This window comes from Sporosarcina gallistercoris, from assembly GCF_050459885.1.
Taxonomy (GTDB): domain Bacteria; phylum Bacillota; class Bacilli; order Bacillales_A; family Planococcaceae; genus Sporosarcina; species Sporosarcina gallistercoris_A.
The window spans coordinates 198,364-216,233 of record NZ_JBCMNO010000012.1 but is presented as its reverse complement, the minus strand read 5'-3'; the positions used below and the strand labels follow the sequence as shown (position 1 = coordinate 216,233).

Genomic DNA, 17,870 nt, shown 5'->3' with positions numbered 1-17,870 from the left:
TTAAATTGACCTTTCTACGATCTCTTGGACCAGCCTTTTTCCTGGAATCTTTTCACTGCTTCAATTCGGCTGCCTGCAGACATTTTGTCTAAGATAATGGAAATATAATTCCTTACAGTACCCGGAGTCAGATGTAAGACATTCGCAATTTGTTTCGTAGTTTGCCCTTCTGCAATCAGTTCAAGGACCTGCGCTTCCCTATCGGTCAAAGGGCTTTCGGTTTCCCGATCGTCGCCATAAGCGATATCTACAAGTTCAGGCGCATAAATGCGACGTCCTGCCATAATGGAGCGAATTGAACTGACAAGTTCTTCAATTGGACTATCTTTTAGCAAATATCCACGCACCCCTGATTTACGGGCACGCTCAAAATAGCCTGCACGGGCAAAAGTTGTCAAAATCACTATCTTACAAGCTTCTGCTTGTAGCTCCTCGGCTGCCTCAAGACCAGTCATTACCGGCATTTCGATGTCCATAATACAAATATCAGGCTGTAATTCCTTTACAAGCTTTACCGCCTCATCTCCGTTTCTTGCTTGCCCGACGACTTCCATATCATCCTCCAGACCAAGCAAGGATCCTAGGGCTCCCAGTAGCATGCCCTGATCTTCAGCTAGCACAATCCGTATCATGTACCACTCACTCCTTTACAATATTTTTCAATATAGACGGGATCATGAACGTCATTGCTGTGCCGCCATCCTGTCCCTTTTGGATTTCAAGATTACCGTTCACAAAGTCCAATCGCTCTCGCATGCCATTTAGACCGTTTCCAGGCAAAGCCTCTTTTCCTTCCAAAAGTCCGATTCCATTATCTGAAACGGTAATCGCAAAATGATCAGATACGGGATGAAAGGTAATCACACATCTGGAAGCGAAGCTATGTTTGACCACGTTTGTCACCGCCTCTTTTAGGCACATACTTAGTACATTTTCCGCGATGGGGGTTATGTCTTGATACTTAGCCTCGCCAATGATTGTGAGGTCAATTTCCGCAGCCCGAAAAACTTGCTGCACTCTCGCCAATTCTTCTGTAAGACGCACTGCTTTCATATTGGAAACCAACTCACGAACTTCATTGAGTGCAACACTCGCGGTTTGTCGAATATCCTGTAATTCTCTGGCAGCCCGTTCAGGGTCTCGGGTAATCAGTTTTCCTACCAAATCACTTTTAAGGCCAATTAGAGAGAGTTTTTGACCGAGAGTATCATGGAGATCCCTTGCAATTCGTTGTCGCTCTGCTACTACTGTCAATTCAGAAATCCGTTCCTGCGCATAGACTAGCTGACCTTCCAGCTTTTCTTGGTTGTTCCGATTGTATAAATTGAAAGGCAGCAGGACCACGCCGATCAGTGTCAAGATCAGGAAGTGGACTTGCGGTAAAAACAACTCTATTTCGATGAAAAATCCTGCAACGATAGCCCCGATTGTGAGCGCTATATGAATGCCATACATAATGAAAAAACCAACTGGCCGTCTGATATTGCCGATGAAGAACGCGGTAAATAAAGCTAGATAAACATAACCAAACAACAAAGTCAGCCCGATAGTAATCGCCATTTCAAATGCAAGCCACATATAGACCAATCCGCTTTGCGATTTGAAGGAAAAACGATAGCAAAGAAGAAACAAAAAAACCATGACGATTCCGATTCCGATATTGATCGGCTCGGACGTCCTGAAGATAAAGAAAAAGGGCAGGACACAAAAAATTACCCAGATGTAGATACTTAACCATGGATATCGGGGAAATAAATTATACCAGCTGCTCACATTCACTCCTCCCATTCCATTCCATATCTCTCTAGTGTACCGGTTCAAAAGTAAAAAAGCCATCTCTCATTGAGATGGCCCTGACCTAACTTATTCCGAGTCGAATGATGTCTTTTTCGGTTTCAAATCGATAGAAATATTTTTTAATTTTGCTGCTTTTTGAATGCCGCGAAATGTTACAAATGTCTTATGCTCAGGATCATAAAGCTTATAGCGCAATGATTCGAAGCTCTTCTTCATATCGATTGTTGTCGCTTGTTGAAGTGGTGGCGTCAATTCATGGGCCATTTCCAAGTTATAGTTTGGTACGCGCGGTGCCAAGTGATGCACGTGGTGGAAACCGATGTTGCCCGTTGCCCATTGAAGGACTTTCGGTAATTTGTAGTATGAGCTTCCTTCAACCGCCGCTTTCACATAGTCCCATTCCGTTTCTTCTTCGAAATAGGAATCTTCAAATGTATGCTGGATGTAGAACAACCAGATGCCGAGTGCACCCGCTGTAAACATAATCGTGCCTTGGATCAGAACAAATGCCTGCCAGCCCACAACTAAAATGATTCCTGTATAAAGAACAACTAGACAAACATTGATAAGATATGTGTTCATCCGCTCTTTTTTACGTGCATCTTTTCTATTGAATCTGCTTGTGATGAGAACGAGATACAATGGTCCGATTCCAAACATAACAAGTGGATTACGGTAAATACGATACGCTAGACGCCTCCATGAAGATGCTTCTTGGTACTCCTGTACCGTCATGACCCAAATGTCACCAACACCACGTTTATCAAGGTTTGAACTTGTTGCGTGATGGATGGCATGCTCGCGTTTCCACTTTTCATAAGCGAACAATGTGAGAATCCCTGTAATCGTCCCTACAATATCATTTGCTTTTTTGTTTTTAAAGAAAGAGCCATGTGTGCAATCATGGAAAATAATGAATGTCCGAACGACAAATCCAGATGCTACCACACAAATCGCTAGTGTCAGCCATATGGACACAGACAGCGCTTGATACGCTGCGAACCATAGAATCAGTAGCGGCGGTACGGTATTGACAAGTTGAATAACGCTTTTCTTTAAATCCGACTTTGCAAATGGAGCAACATTTTTGTGTAGCTGCTTTGTTTTTTCTTTACTCATGACAGCCTCCTGATAAGCGGTCCGATTACTCGGCCGTTACTTAGTAAATTCATCTTACAAGGAAATTGCAAGATGAAATAGGCATGAATGTCATGACTTTTGATGTGATAAGTGTCATATTATGTGAAGATTTTCACAAGAACGGATACATCACTTCAACATTCCACCATCTACTTCCAGGACTGTTCCGTTGATGAACGATGCTTCATCGGACGCTAAAAACAAATAGGCATTCGCAATATCTTCAGGTTTACCGAATCGGGGATATGGAATCAGATGTTGAATCTGTGCAATCACCTTATCCGGAATCGTCTTAATCATTTCGGTTTCGATGAAGCCTGGAGCCACTGCATTTACTGTAATCCCTTTTGGTCCAAACTCTTTTGCCCAAGTTTTTGTCATGCCGATGATGGCTGCTTTAGAAGCCGCGTAATTCGCTTGCCCTACATTGCCGCCTGTTCCTGCTATGGAGGATGTGCTGATGATGCGCCCTGCACCGGCTTCCACCATGCTCGGTAAAAATGCTTTCGTACAGTTGAATACCCCTGTAACATTCACATCGAGTACGTGTCGGAACGCGCTTGTTTCCATTTTCAATGTCATCGCATCCAATGTAATGCCCGCATTGTTGACTAGAATATCCACTTTACCAAATTGCTCATTGATGAGGAGAGCTGCATGGTTCACATCGGCCTCATCTGACACATCTGCTTTGAAAAAAGCTGCATCATAGCCTTCAGCGTGTAATTGCTGAGCCAGTGCCTCACCGGCCTGTTCATCAAAATCGATAATGGCAACCTGAGCCCCTTGTTCACAGAAAGTACGAGCAGCTGTCGCTCCTATTCCTTTTGCCCCGCCAGTGATTACAGCCGTTTTTCCGGAAATTCGCAAACACAACACCTTCTTCCTTTTAGACTATCTGATAATCACATCGTATCACAGTTAAACAAAACAGGCACCGCTATTTACGAGTGCCTGTTCGTTGTTTTAATTCGTATTCACTGCTTGTTCCAGAGCGGATTGCTGGATATCATAGTGGGCAGCGTGCCAAACAACTTCGCCATTTTTCAGCAACAATGCTTGAGGGGATTCGTGCCTTACCCCGGTATCCACAGCAATCTTCTGAGATATGTCCCTACTTGTCTGTACAATCACGCAGTATTTCGGAGTCTCTGTATCAAAGGATTGAAATTCCCGATATCCTGCTGCGCTGATCGGACATGTCGTACTGTGCTTGATGACGAGAACGGGTTCGGTATTCGACATTTCGACTACACGATGCCAATCGTCTACTGTATGAATTTCTTGCATGTAAATCCTCTCCTTATTAATTGTATATGTTCAATTCCCTTATTGGTTCCCGATTAAACGATGTCAAACGCTCTAGCACCTGTAAGAAACGTGTGACTTCGATGTCACTCATCTCATTCATTGCAGCAAGCTGCAGCCAGTTTCTTTTACGTAAATAATTACTTTCATAGTGTGTTCTATACCCATTCAAAAATAAGTCTTCTCCCAAGTGCACTGCAGATTCGTCCTTTTTCAGAACAATTGTGAGAATACCAGGACTTGCATCAGGTTCCTGGGCTAGAATTTGGTAACCCATTTGTTCAATAGCTGTTCGCAGCATGAGTGATCGTTTCTGAATGGCCAAGAAATGGCTTTCTGGATTGTGCATTACCTGAAGCACCGCTTTATCGAGCGCTAGAAGAAGATTTGAGGATTGCGTAAAAGGGATCCCCTCTGCACTGATATAATTCCCAAGGTCCAGATAGCGCGGAATTTTCGAGTCTGGTTGTATGTCCTGTTTATGGAATACGAGTGCCAGCCCTGAATAACTTCCCAGGCCTTTTCCGCTTCCAGACGTCCCAAAGTCAACCGCCTCCAAATTGACTGGCACAGTTCCGAGTGAACTGGCACAATCTACGGCAATCCGGATATTGCGCTCTGAACATAGTTTATTTATCCTATCCAAATTGTTCAATACACCTGTGGAGGTCTCGCAATGAACGAACCATACCCAGCAGATTTTTTCAGAGTCCAGCACGGCTTCCAATCTCCTCATGTCGAACGTCTCCCCCCATCCTACTTCCAGGGAGTCATAGTGCAAACCGAATCGTGAACCATGATCACAAAGGCGAGCACCAAATTCTCCATTGACTAGAATGAGCCCCTTTCCAGAAAGACGACCAAGCTGTGCAGCTACTACATCATTAGCTAGTGTTCCCGTACCTTGCAGCACTTGTACGTGGCGGGCTTTTGTTAACAGCTTCAGCTGCTTCTGTACGGATTGCATGGTACGGGCATGGGCTGACGACCGGTGAGAGATTGGATTTGCCGATAAGGCTTTCCGCACATCATCTGTTATTGCCGTCGGTCCTGGAAGAAAATTCAACATCGGTTTTGTGATACGACCTGATATCCCGGTTTCATATGTTTCATGTGTTAAGATCATGGGGACAAAACTCGCTTCTTCGGTTCCTGTCGGTTCAGCAAAAGGTACAAAACCTAGTTGGCGATATAATTTCAATTCACGAACCGTACCGGAAATGACTGCGGCGTCATATCCTGCTTTCAAACACCAATTCACCAGTGCTTGCAACATACCTAGAAATGGACGTCCAGTACGGTACTGCGCTTCTATCGAAAGTAATCTGATTTCAACTGGATCTCGAGGAGGATTTGAGAGTTTCTTCTCCACGGGGCCAAGTTTCTTATCGAGTGAGAACGGCCGGTTTGAGCGTACTGCAATCATTCCAATAACTTTCGAATCTTTCATGCATAGTAAATACGTATTCTCTTTATGAAAGGGATCCATCAATCGTCTGTCGTCGTTTGGACAATGTTGAGGGATTTCTTCAACGAAGGTTTTGTAATTCAGCTCATGAATTTGTTCTTCATCCCGTTTCGTCCTTGCTATTCTGTAAAAGTAGGTCATCGCTTTCGCTTCCCTTCTATTGAAATATGAAGATCTGATCGATGGGTCCATAGCAACAGTCCAACTATGGATATCGACATCACAGCGACCTTCCCGTCATATAACCACATGCTCCAAGGGACAATTGCGATTGTCGCTAGCACACTGGCGGCTGTGAATTTCTTGACAACTGGATACAAAAGGACAAAACCTAATAGGATAGGAAGGATCCCCAAGGGATTAAAGATAAGGAAACCTCCGATGAACGCAGCAGCTCCTTTGCCTCCTTTAAAACGATGAACAATAGGATAACAATGGCCAAACATGACAGCCGCTAATGCCAGCAATTCGACAGCAGGGCGGCCATCAAGTGAACCCGTTATGTAAACAACTAATGCACCTTTACCGCCGTCCAGTAAGAAGACGAGCAAGAATGCCTTTTTACCGTATACTCTTCCTGCATTTCTTGCTCCGGGATTTCCACTCCCTTCACTTGAAATGGTCTTCCCTGAACGTTTCCCAATGAATAATGCAGGCAGAAAATTCCCTAGCATATATGCCATCAGTGTTAGTAATAAAACCATTTCTCAACTCCATTTCCAGTATTTCAGCTATATTACTTGCATTTCATAATCAGCTTCGTGAAAATTGATGAGAACGCACTTACTATAGAAAGGTTTGAATTCAATGCGTGAATTATCGGGCCGATTGCTCACAGCCTTTGTATCCTGTCTCATTCTGGCTGCAGTCTTTGGATATGTCGCTTCCTCTATAGGAAATGGAAACATCGTCCAATTTGATACACCAATTATTCACTTCGTTCAAGGTGCAGAAACCCCGTGGCTAACTGAAGTGATGAAAGTCTTTACTGCCATCGGCTCAACTAACGGAGTTCTCGCCATCTCTGCTATCACGTTAAGTCTGTTACTATACTTTCGACAAAAAGCACTTACAATCCTGTTTGTGATTGTGGTTGGAGGCACCGCTGCTCTGAACTTGGTGCTTAAGCTATTCTTCCATCGTGCACGTCCAGACTTGAACCGACTCATTGAAATCAGCGGTTACTCCTTCCCTAGCGGACATACGATGATGGCTACAAGTCTATACGTCATTCTAGCTTTCATTCTATGGAGAAACGCGAGAAATTCCAGTCGTATTATTTACGTTATCGGTGCGATTTTCATGATCGGCATGATTTGTATCAGCCGTATATACCTTGGTGTCCATTATCCAAGTGATATTGTTGGCGGAATTATATCGAGCGCATTTTGGTTACTGCTTGCAATAAGTGTCTACAACGTTTCTTTGAACAAAAGATACTCCAAATCCCCTTTACCAACGCGCCGATCATCCTAAGCTAGGAGGACAAGTAGTGAACCCATTTACCGGAAAAGCGATACAAGCCATTCAATCCATTCCTCCAGGGTACGTCATGACGTATGGTCAAGTTGCTGCGGCTGCAGGCAATCGTCGGGCAGCGCGTCAAGTCGTACGCGTCCTTCACTCTATGAGTGCAAGTCATCATCTTCCTTGGCACCGGATTATCAACGCCAAAGGCGGGATTTCGACTCCCGTTGATGCCGAAGAGAAAGGGAATCGTCAGCGGCAGCTATTGGAAGCTGAAGGGGTTTCTTTTCTTCCGGACGGTACGATCGATTTGACCGTATATAGATGGCTTGGTTTCAATGGGGAAGAGGAATAAAAGCTTGTAAGAATTTATATCACTATAGAAAGAGGTATCTCCTATGTGGAAAGACTTTAAAGAATTTGCTTTCAAAGGAAATATCTTTGACTTAGCAATTGCGGTCGTAATTGGTGCCGCTTTCGGAAAGATTGTAACCTCTCTGGTTGCAAACATCATTACGCCTTTAATCGGATTAATCTCTGGAGGCATCGATTTGTCTGATAAGGCATACCTTATCCCGGGAACAGAAACGATTGTTCCATATGGCGTCTTCATTCAATCTATTATCGATTTCCTGATTGTGGCATTTTCAATCTTCATGGTCATCCGGTTACTTGCGAAGTTCAAGAAGAAGGAAGTCGATCAGCCTGCTGAAACGCCTTCCATCGATGCAAAAGAGGAGCTTCTGAAAGAGATCCGCGACTTACTGCAAGCTCAGCAATCGGCAACAACTGATATGCCCTCTGTAAACAGGAACGTCCCCCCAAGGGATCACTCTGAGTAGTTTGAAAAGATTCTCTACCGACGCACTAGTATATATGGCATTGCTGTAAGCTACCTAGCATGGTACAGTAATGGCATGACATGGTAAAGGAGGGGCTTCTTCATGTGGTTCATATATATTATGTTTGCGCTGTTTGCATTTGTACTAGTTGGCAGTGTTGCAGGAGTAGCGCTATCATACAAAAATCATAAATAACTTCTTCCAAACCACTTCCTAATGTGAAGTGGTTTTTTTAACTATACGCTCGGTCATTGGAGAAACTTAAGATAAGTCATCGAATAATCCAACTATTCAACTTGAATGTGGAACAGTATAGTGAAGCAAAGGAGATGTTATGATGAAACCCGTATTCAAAGGAATCGACCATATCCAAATCGCCGCACCTCCGGAATCTGAAGAAAAAGCAAGAGCGTTTTACGGAAAGCTGCTAGGCATGCAAGAAATCGAGAAGCCCGAAAACTTGAAAACGCGCGGTGGCTGCTGGTTTCAATGTGGCGCCCAGGAAGTTCATATTGGTATTCAGTCCGATTTCGTACCAGCAAAAAAAGCACATCCCGGCTTTATGGTAGATAACCTTACTTCGCTGAAACGTCAGTTGCAAGATGCAGCATACCTGATTAGTGAAGAGCCTCCCATTGAAGGGCGCGCTCGCTTTTTCATCACTGATCCATTTGGCAATCGAATCGAATTTTTAGAATACATTTGACTGTTTTGCTAGTCCAACAGCGTTCATGACATGAGAATGCGCTTCTCTTCCGCTTCAAGCGAACCGAGTTCGGCATCTGCTTCCTCCAACTTCCGTTTCAACTGGGCTTGTGTCTGGCGAACGTCTTGGAGTACTGCATTCAACTTTCTTTTCCCTTCAGTAATCCGCGAGTGTACGGTAAAATCCGAAAAGATGTTATCGAAAAACAGATCAGTAAATGTGAAGATATCATTTTTATTCACCTGATAAGACTCCGTTGCAGCTTCTTGGATGTCCGATAACTCAGTCTCATAGTGACGCAGTGCACGCTGCGCTCTATGAACAAGATCATCGGAGCTATTCACCTCAGAATACTTGAGTGCAGAGACGAGCAGCCCGCCGCCAAGAAATGTATCCCACATCGATAAGCCTTCCGCATTATTCAGCTTATCGATTGCCCGATCAAGTGCACGTATCGCCTTTTCTCCGGCTTCATATGCTTCCTTCACCTCGCGGCTCATTGAACGGACACGGACTCTGTCATCTGCGATTTTTCGTAAAGTGGCGCTGGCTATGGAAACATTCTGCCGAATCCAATATTCTTTTTCTTGCAAAAATTCAGCCCAATCATCTTGGATGTGTATATACTCCGGATTGAGGGAGGCTGCTTTTAACAAACCCACTTCCTCTGTTAAATCCTCGACATGCTTCCGGGATTCGTTGAATGCGACTTCCGCTGTCGCAGCTTCAGCAATTTCTCTTTCCATTTGCTGATCCCATGATCCTGTCAGTTCTTTAAGTTTGTTCAGAAACGAAAACTTGCCGAGTCTCATGACATCCTGTTGCTCTTTTGTCAGCTGACGTTCCAGTCGATCCCTTTCTGCAGTCGCTTTTTCCAAGCGGTTTTCAGCCTCTGTCAGTCTACGTATGATCCGGTTCGACTCATTTTTCAATAGAGTGAGCGCCATTTGACGCTCTTGCATTGTTTCCTTCATCTGTCATACGCCCCCTTTTTCTGTATATACGGTTGAGTTTCAAGGAAGGTTTCATTGCAATACACTCCCCTGCTTGAAGACACAAAAAAACGGCCGCTGGTTTTAGCGGCCGCTCTCTTTAATGTGTCATTTCAATGCGTTGCTTCCGGTGAAGTCGACGAGCAGGAGCAGTTTCAAACAACCGTTTCTCCCCTTCGCTCTCTGGGACTACGCTCGGCACAGGAGCAGGACGATTATCAGGTCCGATTGCCACCATCGTCAAAAATGATTCTGTTGTGAGTTTGCGTTCGTTCGTCAATAAGTTCGACGAATGCACCATGACGAACACTTCCATCGACGTACGTCCTGTTGAAGTGATATTCGCTTCCAGTTCCAACACATCCCCTACGACTGCGGAAGACAAGAAGTCCACAGAGTCTATGGATGCTGTTACAACCGGCATCTGCGCATGCTTCATCGCAGTAATTGCTGCAATTTCATCTATATAAGCGAGAACCTTACCCCCAAAAATAGTTTCCATGTGATTGGCATCTGGAGGAAGTACCAGCTTTGTCTGAATCGTTCTCGATTCGCTCATTTTCCGTGTTTCGATCATGTCCATCTTCCTTCCTTGGCTGCTGTCAGTTATTACGTACCCATTATACACTTCCGGAACGCACCTCACAGGATTCCCGCTTATTCAGTGTACCGCCGGACTGCATATAATCTTTTTGCATAAGAAGTTTCAGTGAGGACGCATACTTCTACGGCGCCGCTTTTGGAAGAAGTTGCATGGACCATCTGACCCTCTCCGTAGTAGAATCCCACGTGATCCACATTGCCCGATTGTTCATCCGCAAAAAATAACAGATCTCCGCGCTCCCAAACATTCGGGTCACCCTTTGGAATCTCTTCACCTTCCGCCGCCTGATCACTCGCATCCCTTGAGATGAACAGCCCGCATGCTTTGAACATGTTATATGTCAATCCGGAACAATCATACCCATAGGAAGACATACCTCCCCAGAAATACGGTAAATCAAGAAACTCTATAGCTCGCTCTGCCGCAGTCGCTGCTGAGTATTTTTCGAAATGATGGACAGATGGTGCTATACATACATCCTGTTTCCTAATAAGCCGTTCGCCTTCAGGTGTGAAAACAACAACCCAGTCCCCATCCTTTTTGACCATGGGCAAAACCGTATTGAACGGTACAACTATCGATGCGGGAGTTCCATCTGAATGCCAAAGCTGACACTTCGGAACATCAACCCGTATCACGCCCTCGGTATCATCCAATGGTTGCGATTCCTTTAGCTGTGCAAGTGGAACCCATCCCGGATATCCGCGCTCATCTTGCTCCGTGCGCTGCCACACCGCGAGGATTCTCGCCCACCCGTTTTGGATAGACTCCACTATCACGGGCTCTCCATAAATGAGCTGACTTTGAATCCGCTTTTCTTTACACAATGCAAAGCGTTCTTCTAGTGTCATCGCTGCAATCCATCTGTTCATACTTACCGGATTCCCGATTCCGGCTTCGTCCAGTTCCCTTACTGAATCAGGTGATGTCCAAATTGTTGCTACCGGCACTGCACAAGAATACATCAACTGCATCTGCTCATCGATCCCCTTTCCCATTGGTCGTACTGCTTACTCCACGCCCGGTAAAATCGTCAATGTTTTCTGGTCCGCGTCCAGTCTGGCTTTCGTACCGAATGGAATTGCAAAATGCGGCTCACAATGGCCGATTTTAAAACCGCTTACAACCGGTTTTCCAAGATCCGCTGTATAGTGGCGCAATACTTCGTCAAGCGTTAAGGAGGTTTCCTTTTTGGGCTCCGCCTTTGCAAAGTCCCCGATTACGATACCTGCAGCATCCGAAAACTTCCCCGCCAACCGCAGCTGGTTCAACAAATTATCAACACGGTAAGGTTCTTCTCCAACGTCTTCAATGAGGAGCAATTTGTCTTTTGTATTCACTTCAAACTTCGTACCGATTCCACTAGCAAGTAACGATAAATTCCCACCCGTCAGCTCACCCGACACAACTCCGGCTGAAAGGGTCTCCAGCGGGCTGATTGCTTCGGAATAATGCAATTCCATCGGCTCGAAAAGCTGGCGGAACATTTTAGCCGATAATTCATGAAACGTCTCTTTTCCTACACATGACGCCAGCATCGGACCGTGGAACGTGACAAGATCGGTATAGTTGGCAATAGCGGTATGAAGGAAGGTGATGTCACTGAAGCCCCAGAACACTTTAGGATTTTCTTGAATGAGCTGGTAATCCAGCCGATCAGCAAAGCGCGCAGATCCATAGCCCCCACCAGCACAGATGATGCCTGCGATTTCAGGATCTGCGAACATCTCTTCTAAGTCCGATAGACGGTCGTCATCCGTTCCTGCCAGATACCCATTGAGGTCTTTCACATGTTTTCCGATTTTCCACTTCAGACCCATACTTTCTAAAAACGCAAAGGACCGGGTCAAACTTTCCTGATCCGGTGGACTGGCTGGAGCAACAATGCCAATCGTATCTCCTGCCTTCAATCGTTTAGGTACTAGTTTCAACAGATTTCCTCCTCGGAATACGTACTATTTCTTTAAGTCTATCACACAACGCCCTATAGGAAGTAAGAGATTTATCCTCCCATAAATCGCATATGAAAAGCCCAGCAAACCAGGCTGCCGGGTCTGTTAGCTATGTAGTGAATCATGAGAGAGCTGAAGTCGTTGTGGAGGCAATCGTTGCGATCGTTGCAGCCATGATAGCTTGCTGGATAAGACCATTCAACTCTTTTGAAAAGCCGCAGACTTCATTACCTTCCATCAGTTGCTGCAAAAAATAACCAGAAGCAAATGAAAACGCCAACGTTTTATGCCATTTAAACATTTCTCCTTTTGCAATGAAGTTCGTGAGTCCGATCAGCTCTTCCACTTGGCTATCTTCACATTCAAGTATGGCTAAAAATCCTATTACAGGATAATGCATCGGTTTAAAATTCACACGCTTACGTATATGGGACATCAATTGTTCTGCACGGATCACTTTCCCCTGATCAAATGAACAACAATCGATCGTTAGTACTTGAGATAACCATTGCAACTCAGCACCGGATTTAAATCCTGCTTTGATCAATTCGTCAAAGTACTGGCGCATGAGCGCGGCTTGTTCGACTGGATCGTTGTTTGCTTTTCCTAACAGCATTGAATATGAATAATCCTCATCCGAAGTGAGCAGGAAGTGCTGCTTTTTCATAGCATCATATAACCGTTTGGCTTGTTGTGCTTCAACTTTGGAGTATGCGGGATCAGATGTCATTAACATAGCCGCTAAATACGAGTGCACAGTATTTTTAAACCCGGTTTTACGGATTATCTGCTGCTTAGTGAATAATAACTGGACTGCCTCATCAGCTGAAAGTTCAGGACTGTCCAAAAAAGAAGCAAGTAGCGGTAAAAAATCCCCGCGCACTGGCGATAACCAGCCTGCACGATTTCTCAATGCATCCATCGTACGTAAAAAACTTTCCGAACTGAAGTCTTTTTGAGAGAGCACATAGTACACTGCAATGGTCAGCACTGTTTTTTCGTCCACAGACCACCCTGCTAAGGATGTCACTTTTTCATGTGTCCATTCCATCTCTGTTTTCACGGTTTCCCATTCCATCCCGCATCCCCCCTTCCTAAGTTGTACGTTTTCTAGAGGTAAAAGTTTCAATTTAATGCACAATTGACTAATTTCCCCTATCCACTCATTGGGTCATGTCACGGCCTTACGACTGTTCGATCCGCTTGAATGAGAGTCTTCACTTTTTCAAGATTCCCTTCATGAAATGCTGTCACGATCGCACTTCCAACAATTACACCATCCGCAACCGGACTGAAAGCACGGACTTGCTCAGGCGCAGAAATTCCAAACCCCGCTAGTACCGGTACATTCGATACACGCTTCAAGTTGGTTAAATGATCCATCAAATCCGAACCAAAGCCGCTTCTCACACCGGTTATCCCATTTACCGTCACTGCATAGATGAACCCTTCCGCAGTCCTTGCAATTTTTTCAATACGCTCCGCCGAACTTGTTAACGAAATGAGGGGGACGAGCGCGATATCCTTTCCAACGAGGGCACCTGATAGCAAGCGACGCTCTTCGTGAGGCAAATCCGGTATGATCAAGCCCTTGACGCCAGCTTCTTCACAGTTCTCGGCAAATTCTGATACCCCATAAGCGAGTACCGGATTCAAATACGTCATGACAACCAAAGGAACAGAGTGCTTCTGCGCCTGTAATTCGCTCATCACTTTCCGCAACGTAACACCGTTTCTTAACGCTCGGCTTCCTGCTTCTTGAATCACTTCTCCATCTGCAACAGGATCAGAAAAAGGAATTCCAATCTCAATTGCATCGGCTCCCGCCTCTTCGAGGAAAGAGATGCGTTCGTGCAGCACATCCAATCCTCCATCTCCTGCCATCATGTAAGGGACGAATGCCGACTGTCCTTCTGCATTTCTCTTAAGGATGGACGCAGTCAACGTAAACTCGCTCATTGAACACCGCCTCCTAACGCTTCGCGAACCGTATGCACATCTTTGTCTCCTCTGCCTGACAGACAAATGATTAGAATTTCATCCGATTGCATCCCTTTCGCTAAACCGAACGCAAAGTGAATCGCATGCGCACTTTCAAGGGCAGGGATGATCCCCTCTTTTTGAGCAAGTAACTTTACACCTTCTAGCGCCTCCGCATCGGTTGCAGATTCATAGTGCACACGTCCGATATCATGGAGATGACAATGCTCTGGACCGACCGCTGGATAATCGAGCCCCGCAGAAATCGAATGCGCTTCTTGGATAAACCCATCCTCATCTTGCAGCACGTACATATACGCACCGTGCAATACGCCTTCTTTCGCTTCAGCAATCGCGGCTGCATGCTGCCCAGTTGAAGTGCCGCCACCCGCTGCCTCTACACCATACAAAGCCACATTCTCATGCTCTATAAATGGGTGGAACATCCCAATCGCATTACTTCCACCACCGATACAGGCAACAACTGCATCCGGCAGACGACCTTCCTTCTCAACAATCTGACGCTTCGTCTCTTGGCCGATCACTTGCTGAAAATCCCGGACGATTTTAGGGAATGGATGGGGCCCAAGGGCGGAACCGAGAATGTAATGCGTGTCTTCCACATGTGCAACCCAGTACCGCAATGCCTCATTAACCGCATCTTTCAGCGTACCTGCACCTTTATCGACCGATTCCACCCGGGCACCAAGCAGCTCCATACGGAAAACATTCAGCTCTTGACGACGGATATCTTCTCTCCCCATGAAGACGACACAATCCAATCCGAGTAATGCACATGCGGTAGCTGTCGCAACACCATGCTGACCCGCTCCTGTTTCCGCTACGATTTTACGCTTTCCCATACGCTTCGCGAGCAGAGCTTGACCGAGCGCGTTATTGATCTTGTGGGCTCCTGTATGATTCAGGTCTTCACGTTTCAAGTATATTTTCGCACCGCCTGCAGCTTCTGATAGACGCTCTGCGAAATAGAGAGGATTTTCTCTTCCGACGAAGTCTTTCAAATAGCCGTTCAGTTCTTCCGTAAACGCTGAATCGGCTAATGCAGCCTCATGAGCTTCTTCGAGTTCCGTCAAAGCCCCCATCAATGTCTCAGGGACGTACTGTCCGCCGAATCTTCCATACCTTCCTTTACCCTCTACTGTCTGAATCATGCTCATCTCTCCTCACTTTTCTGCTTAACCGTTCCGATGAATTCACGGATCAGCTGCTCGTCTTTTCTCTTCTCAATCTCCACACCACTCGAAACATCGACCATTACCGGATTGACTTGTGCTATCGCTTTCCCTACATTTCCAGCATTCAAGCCTCCCGCCAATACGAAGGGGCGCTCCTGAAATCCTGCCGCCTTCAAGATGTCCCAGTTAAACGTAGTTCCACTTCCCCCATTGAATTCAACCCCAGGTGCATCAAACAATGGAGTTACATGATAGGCAGCTGCCCTATGTACATCCTCTGCATCCTTAATTGAAAATGCCTTAAAAGCAGGCAACCCTACCTTCTCGATGAACTCCGGGGTTTCATCCCCATGGTATTGCACAATGTCCAGTGGCACCGCCTCATAGATTTCATGAATTTCAGACGCGGTTGCATTGACAAACACGCCCACTTTCAGCACCCATTGTGGGATGTGGATTGCCAATTGTGCAGCATGGTCTGCAGATACTTGTCTGCGCGACGGAGCGAACACAAAACCAATCGCGTCTGCACCTGCGTCCACTGCCGCTTGCACATGCCTCGCTTCCGTCAGTCCGCATATCTTCACCTTAGTCATTGGCCGCTCCCCCAAGTTCGACTTGCAGGGAGCGGATTGTCTGTTCAGTTGATTCACTTCTCATTAGTGTTTCTCCGACCAGCACAGCTCCTGAACCTGCTGCTGCCACTCGCCGTGCATCAGCAGAGCCGCCGATTCCACTTTCACTAATGAGTACGTGCCCTGAGCCGAACGGGAAAACTGAAGCAACTTCTTCGGTCTTTGCAAGGTCCACTTGAAACGTCCGTAAATCCCTGTTGTTCACGCCAATCAGCTGTGCACCTATCTCTAAAGCACGCTTCAACTCTTCCTTATCATGTACTTCGACCAACACTTCCAATCCAAGCGCAGTTGCATATACATACAATGCTTTCAGCTCTGCATCGGGCAGTGCTGCAACAATCAGCAATACTACGGAAGCCCCTGCTGTTCGTGCACGATCGATTTGAATGGGATGAATGATGAAATCTTTACACAGAACAGGAATACGAACTGCCTCGGCTACTGCCTTTAAATCCTCAAATGATCCCTTGAAAAATGGTGTATCCGTCAATACAGAAACACACGCTGCCCCGGCACGTTCGTATATTTCTGCTTGTTGAACAGGATTTACAGTCTCATGAAGAATTCCTTTCGATGGCGAAGCGCGCTTGATTTCCGCGATTATTTGCAGCTGCTTTGCATTCTGAATGGAGTCAAACAACGAAGGACGAGCAACGATTGTTTGAGAAGTTTGAGCAGCAGGTTCTGGTTCTGCTGTCAATCTTGAGATTTCTTGTTCTTTCTCCCGTAGTATTTCATCCAGAATGGTCATGATGTCACCGCCTTATTGGAACACTGTGCACTAAACGCAGTCACCTCTTCTAATTTACGCTTCGCCCGCCCTGTAAGAATGCTATCTTCGGCAAGCCGGACCCCTTCTTGAACGGTCTTTACAATCCCATCTGTAAATAATCCAATCCCTGCATTGAAGACCACTGTATCGAATTTCGGACTGCGCTCACCATCCATGATTGAACGGATAATGGACGCATTCCGGACGGCATCGCCACCTCTGATCGCTTCAAGGCTAGCTGGTTTCAGCCCAACGTCTTCCGCCGTTAGCGTAAACGGAATCAGATCTCCGCGATCCGCGAGGACGAGTGTATTGCGTCCGGCCAGCGTCGCCTCATCAGGTCCTCCGGCACCCGCCACGACCACCGCACGCTTCCGGTCAAGGATCGTCAGAACAGAAGCATATTCCATCACGAAATCCTTACGATTGATGCCCGTGTATTGTGCATGGAGCGGTACTGGATTCGTTAGTGGACCGACTAGGTTAAAAATCGTCGTACTGCCAATTCGCCTGCGAATCTCTCCAATCCGTTTCATCTTCGGGTGGACGTTCGGAGCGAATAGAAATGAAATGCCCGTTAGTTCCATCATGGCCGCCGTTTCCGATCGTGTAAGATCATTCCGTATGCCTAGCTCTTCCAGTACATCATGACTTCCTGCAGCACTTGAAATCTTCCGGTTGCCGTGTTTCGCGACACGGACACCCGAAGCTGCCATGACAAAAGCAGACGCCGTACTGATATTAAAACTGTTCGAACCATCTCCGCCGGTACCACAGTTATCTATATAAGTATCTTCAGGAAATTCAGGACGAACTGCATTTGCTGACATCACAGAAGCAAGGGCTGCCACTTCGTCTGAAGTTTCTCCTTTTATCGCAAGCAGCGTTAGAAATTCCGCAATTTCCTTCTCGTTTGTTCGATCGTCGAACAGCAGCCCTGCAGCCTCTTCCATCTCTTGAAACGTCAAGTTACAATTTGCTTGAATGGCTTCTATATAACTCTTCATA

21 protein-coding genes are annotated in these 17,870 nt (G+C 45.9%); 4 read left to right on the top strand and 17 right to left on the bottom strand.

Translation table 11 applies throughout. From position 1 onward, the window contains the following. Window positions 1-14 precede the first annotated feature (14 nt). The 7 genes from ABE021_RS08395 to ABE021_RS08365 all read right to left on the bottom strand — a co-directional run bounded on the left by ABE021_RS08395 (window position 15) and on the right by ABE021_RS08365 (window position 6,417). A complete protein-coding gene (locus ABE021_RS08395) occupies window positions 15-632 on the bottom strand; it encodes a response regulator (protein ID WP_430288035.1) in 618 nt (205 codons plus the stop codon). A gap of 7 nt (window positions 633-639) precedes the next feature. Next, the gene (locus ABE021_RS08390) at window positions 640-1,773 is read right to left on the bottom strand and encodes a sensor histidine kinase (RefSeq protein ID WP_430288034.1); all 1,134 of its coding nucleotides are present in this window, start codon (window positions 1,771-1,773) and stop codon (window positions 640-642) included. A gap of 90 nt (window positions 1,774-1,863) precedes the next feature. Next, window positions 1,864-2,916, bottom strand: coding sequence for a fatty acid desaturase (locus ABE021_RS08385; protein ID WP_430288033.1), 1,053 nt, complete (start codon window positions 2,914-2,916; stop codon window positions 1,864-1,866). A 150-nt stretch (window positions 2,917-3,066) separates the two neighbouring features. Then, on the bottom strand, window positions 3,067-3,816 hold the full coding sequence (gene fabG, locus ABE021_RS08380) for a 3-oxoacyl-ACP reductase FabG (protein WP_430288031.1): 750 nt from the start codon (window positions 3,814-3,816) through the stop codon (window positions 3,067-3,069). A gap of 87 nt (window positions 3,817-3,903) precedes the next feature. After that, complete coding sequence (ytxJ, locus tag ABE021_RS08375) at window positions 3,904-4,227, bottom strand: bacillithiol system redox-active protein YtxJ (protein WP_430288029.1); 324 nt, start codon at window positions 4,225-4,227, stop codon at window positions 3,904-3,906. Window positions 4,228-4,243: 16 nt separating this feature from the next. Further along, window positions 4,244-5,854 (bottom strand): aminotransferase class V-fold PLP-dependent enzyme, encoded by a 1,611-nt coding sequence (locus ABE021_RS08370; RefSeq protein WP_430288028.1) that lies wholly within the window; start codon window positions 5,852-5,854, stop codon window positions 4,244-4,246. Then, window positions 5,851-6,417: a glycerol-3-phosphate acyltransferase gene (locus ABE021_RS08365; RefSeq protein WP_430288027.1), complete on the bottom strand. Its 567-nt coding sequence runs from the start codon at window positions 6,415-6,417 to the stop codon at window positions 5,851-5,853. The genes ABE021_RS08370 and ABE021_RS08365 overlap by 4 nt, the downstream gene beginning before the upstream one ends. A gap of 103 nt (window positions 6,418-6,520) precedes the next feature. Here ABE021_RS08365 and ABE021_RS08360 point away from each other — a divergent pair, with 103 nt between their 5' ends. The 4 genes from ABE021_RS08360 (at window position 6,521) to ABE021_RS08345 (ending at window position 8,728) form a co-directional block, all read left to right on the top strand. Next, complete coding sequence (locus ABE021_RS08360; protein WP_430288026.1) at window positions 6,521-7,189, top strand: phosphatase PAP2 family protein; 669 nt, start codon at window positions 6,521-6,523, stop codon at window positions 7,187-7,189. Window positions 7,190-7,205: 16 nt separating this feature from the next. Beyond that, window positions 7,206-7,535 carry an MGMT family protein gene (locus ABE021_RS08355; protein ID WP_430288025.1) on the top strand — a complete coding sequence of 110 codons (330 nt, stop codon included), beginning with the start codon at window positions 7,206-7,208 and terminating at the stop codon, window positions 7,533-7,535. A gap of 43 nt (window positions 7,536-7,578) precedes the next feature. Beyond that, window positions 7,579-8,022: a large conductance mechanosensitive channel protein MscL gene (gene mscL / locus ABE021_RS08350; protein ID WP_430288024.1), complete on the top strand. Its 444-nt coding sequence runs from the start codon at window positions 7,579-7,581 to the stop codon at window positions 8,020-8,022. 337 nt (window positions 8,023-8,359) lie between these two features. Beyond that, on the top strand, window positions 8,360-8,728 hold the full coding sequence (locus tag ABE021_RS08345; protein ID WP_430288023.1) for a VOC family protein: 369 nt from the start codon (window positions 8,360-8,362) through the stop codon (window positions 8,726-8,728). A 23-nt stretch (window positions 8,729-8,751) separates the two neighbouring features. Here the strand turns inward: ABE021_RS08345 and ABE021_RS08340 are convergent, their stop codons facing one another. From ABE021_RS08340 to trpD, 10 genes are all read right to left on the bottom strand, one after another. Next, a complete protein-coding gene (locus ABE021_RS08340) occupies window positions 8,752-9,702 on the bottom strand; it encodes a hypothetical protein (RefSeq protein ID WP_430288022.1) in 951 nt (316 codons plus the stop codon). A 118-nt stretch (window positions 9,703-9,820) separates the two neighbouring features. After that, window positions 9,821-10,297: an acyl-CoA thioesterase gene (locus ABE021_RS08335; protein WP_430288021.1), complete on the bottom strand. Its 477-nt coding sequence runs from the start codon at window positions 10,295-10,297 to the stop codon at window positions 9,821-9,823. An 80-nt stretch (window positions 10,298-10,377) separates the two neighbouring features. After that, complete coding sequence (locus tag ABE021_RS08330; RefSeq protein WP_430288020.1) at window positions 10,378-11,322, bottom strand: NlpC/P60 family protein; 945 nt, start codon at window positions 11,320-11,322, stop codon at window positions 10,378-10,380. Between the two features lie 12 nt (window positions 11,323-11,334). Next, window positions 11,335-12,255 (bottom strand): S66 peptidase family protein, encoded by a 921-nt coding sequence (locus ABE021_RS08325; protein WP_430288019.1) that lies wholly within the window; start codon window positions 12,253-12,255, stop codon window positions 11,335-11,337. Window positions 12,256-12,397: 142 nt separating this feature from the next. Further along, a complete protein-coding gene (locus ABE021_RS08320; protein ID WP_430288017.1) occupies window positions 12,398-13,354 on the bottom strand; it encodes a DUF4003 family protein in 957 nt (318 codons plus the stop codon). Between the two features lie 98 nt (window positions 13,355-13,452). Next, window positions 13,453-14,235: a tryptophan synthase subunit alpha gene (trpA, locus tag ABE021_RS08315; protein ID WP_430288016.1), complete on the bottom strand. Its 783-nt coding sequence runs from the start codon at window positions 14,233-14,235 to the stop codon at window positions 13,453-13,455. Continuing rightward, window positions 14,232-15,428: a tryptophan synthase subunit beta gene (trpB, locus tag ABE021_RS08310; RefSeq protein WP_430288015.1), complete on the bottom strand. Its 1,197-nt coding sequence runs from the start codon at window positions 15,426-15,428 to the stop codon at window positions 14,232-14,234. The genes trpA and trpB overlap by 4 nt, the downstream gene beginning before the upstream one ends. Before the next feature lie 2 nt (window positions 15,429-15,430). Next, the gene (locus ABE021_RS08305; RefSeq protein ID WP_430288014.1) at window positions 15,431-16,048 is read right to left on the bottom strand and encodes a phosphoribosylanthranilate isomerase; all 618 of its coding nucleotides are present in this window, start codon (window positions 16,046-16,048) and stop codon (window positions 15,431-15,433) included. Further along, the gene (trpC, locus tag ABE021_RS08300; protein ID WP_430288013.1) at window positions 16,041-16,841 is read right to left on the bottom strand and encodes an indole-3-glycerol phosphate synthase TrpC; all 801 of its coding nucleotides are present in this window, start codon (window positions 16,839-16,841) and stop codon (window positions 16,041-16,043) included. The genes ABE021_RS08305 and trpC overlap by 8 nt, the downstream gene beginning before the upstream one ends. Further along, window positions 16,838-17,869, bottom strand: a complete 1,032-nt coding sequence (gene trpD / locus ABE021_RS08295; protein ID WP_430288011.1) for an anthranilate phosphoribosyltransferase — start codon at window positions 17,867-17,869, stop codon at window positions 16,838-16,840. Before trpD ends, trpC begins: the two co-directional genes overlap by 4 nt. Between the last annotated feature and the right edge of the window lies 1 nt (window position 17,870).

Excerpts from the sequence above, each read along its gene's own strand:
- ABE021_RS08320 (WP_430288017.1), bottom strand. The coding sequence starts at position 13,354 with ATGGAATGGGAAACCGTGAAAACAGAGATGGAATGGACACATGAAAAA.
- ABE021_RS08340 (WP_430288022.1), bottom strand. The coding sequence starts at position 9,702 with ATGAAGGAAACAATGCAAGAGCGTCAAATGGCGCTCACTCTATTGAAA.
- trpA (WP_430288016.1), bottom strand. The coding sequence starts at position 14,235 with ATGAGCGAGTTTACGTTGACTGCGTCCATCCTTAAGAGAAATGCAGAA.
- ABE021_RS08395 (WP_430288035.1), bottom strand. The coding sequence starts at position 632 with ATGATACGGATTGTGCTAGCTGAAGATCAGGGCATGCTACTGGGAGCC.
- ABE021_RS08330 (WP_430288020.1), bottom strand. The coding sequence starts at position 11,322 with ATGGGAAAGGGGATCGATGAGCAGATGCAGTTGATGTATTCTTGTGCA.
- ytxJ (WP_430288029.1), bottom strand. The coding sequence starts at position 4,227 with ATGCAAGAAATTCATACAGTAGACGATTGGCATCGTGTAGTCGAAATG.
- ABE021_RS08370 (WP_430288028.1), bottom strand. The coding sequence starts at position 5,854 with ATGACCTACTTTTACAGAATAGCAAGGACGAAACGGGATGAAGAACAA.
- ABE021_RS08305 (WP_430288014.1), bottom strand. The coding sequence starts at position 16,048 with ATGACTAAGGTGAAGATATGCGGACTGACGGAAGCGAGGCATGTGCAA.
- mscL (WP_430288024.1), top strand. The coding sequence starts at position 7,579 with ATGTGGAAAGACTTTAAAGAATTTGCTTTCAAAGGAAATATCTTTGAC.
- trpB (WP_430288015.1), bottom strand. The coding sequence starts at position 15,428 with ATGATTCAGACAGTAGAGGGTAAAGGAAGGTATGGAAGATTCGGCGGA.
- trpD (WP_430288011.1), bottom strand. The coding sequence starts at position 17,869 with ATGAAGAGTTATATAGAAGCCATTCAAGCAAATTGTAACTTGACGTTT.
- ABE021_RS08365 (WP_430288027.1), bottom strand. The coding sequence starts at position 6,417 with ATGGTTTTATTACTAACACTGATGGCATATATGCTAGGGAATTTTCTG.
- trpC (WP_430288013.1), bottom strand. The coding sequence starts at position 16,841 with ATGACCATTCTGGATGAAATACTACGGGAGAAAGAACAAGAAATCTCA.
- ABE021_RS08335 (WP_430288021.1), bottom strand. The coding sequence starts at position 10,297 with ATGATCGAAACACGGAAAATGAGCGAATCGAGAACGATTCAGACAAAG.
- ABE021_RS08345 (WP_430288023.1), top strand. The coding sequence starts at position 8,360 with ATGAAACCCGTATTCAAAGGAATCGACCATATCCAAATCGCCGCACCT.
- ABE021_RS08385 (WP_430288033.1), bottom strand. The coding sequence starts at position 2,916 with ATGAGTAAAGAAAAAACAAAGCAGCTACACAAAAATGTTGCTCCATTT.
- ABE021_RS08360 (WP_430288026.1), top strand. The coding sequence starts at position 6,521 with ATGCGTGAATTATCGGGCCGATTGCTCACAGCCTTTGTATCCTGTCTC.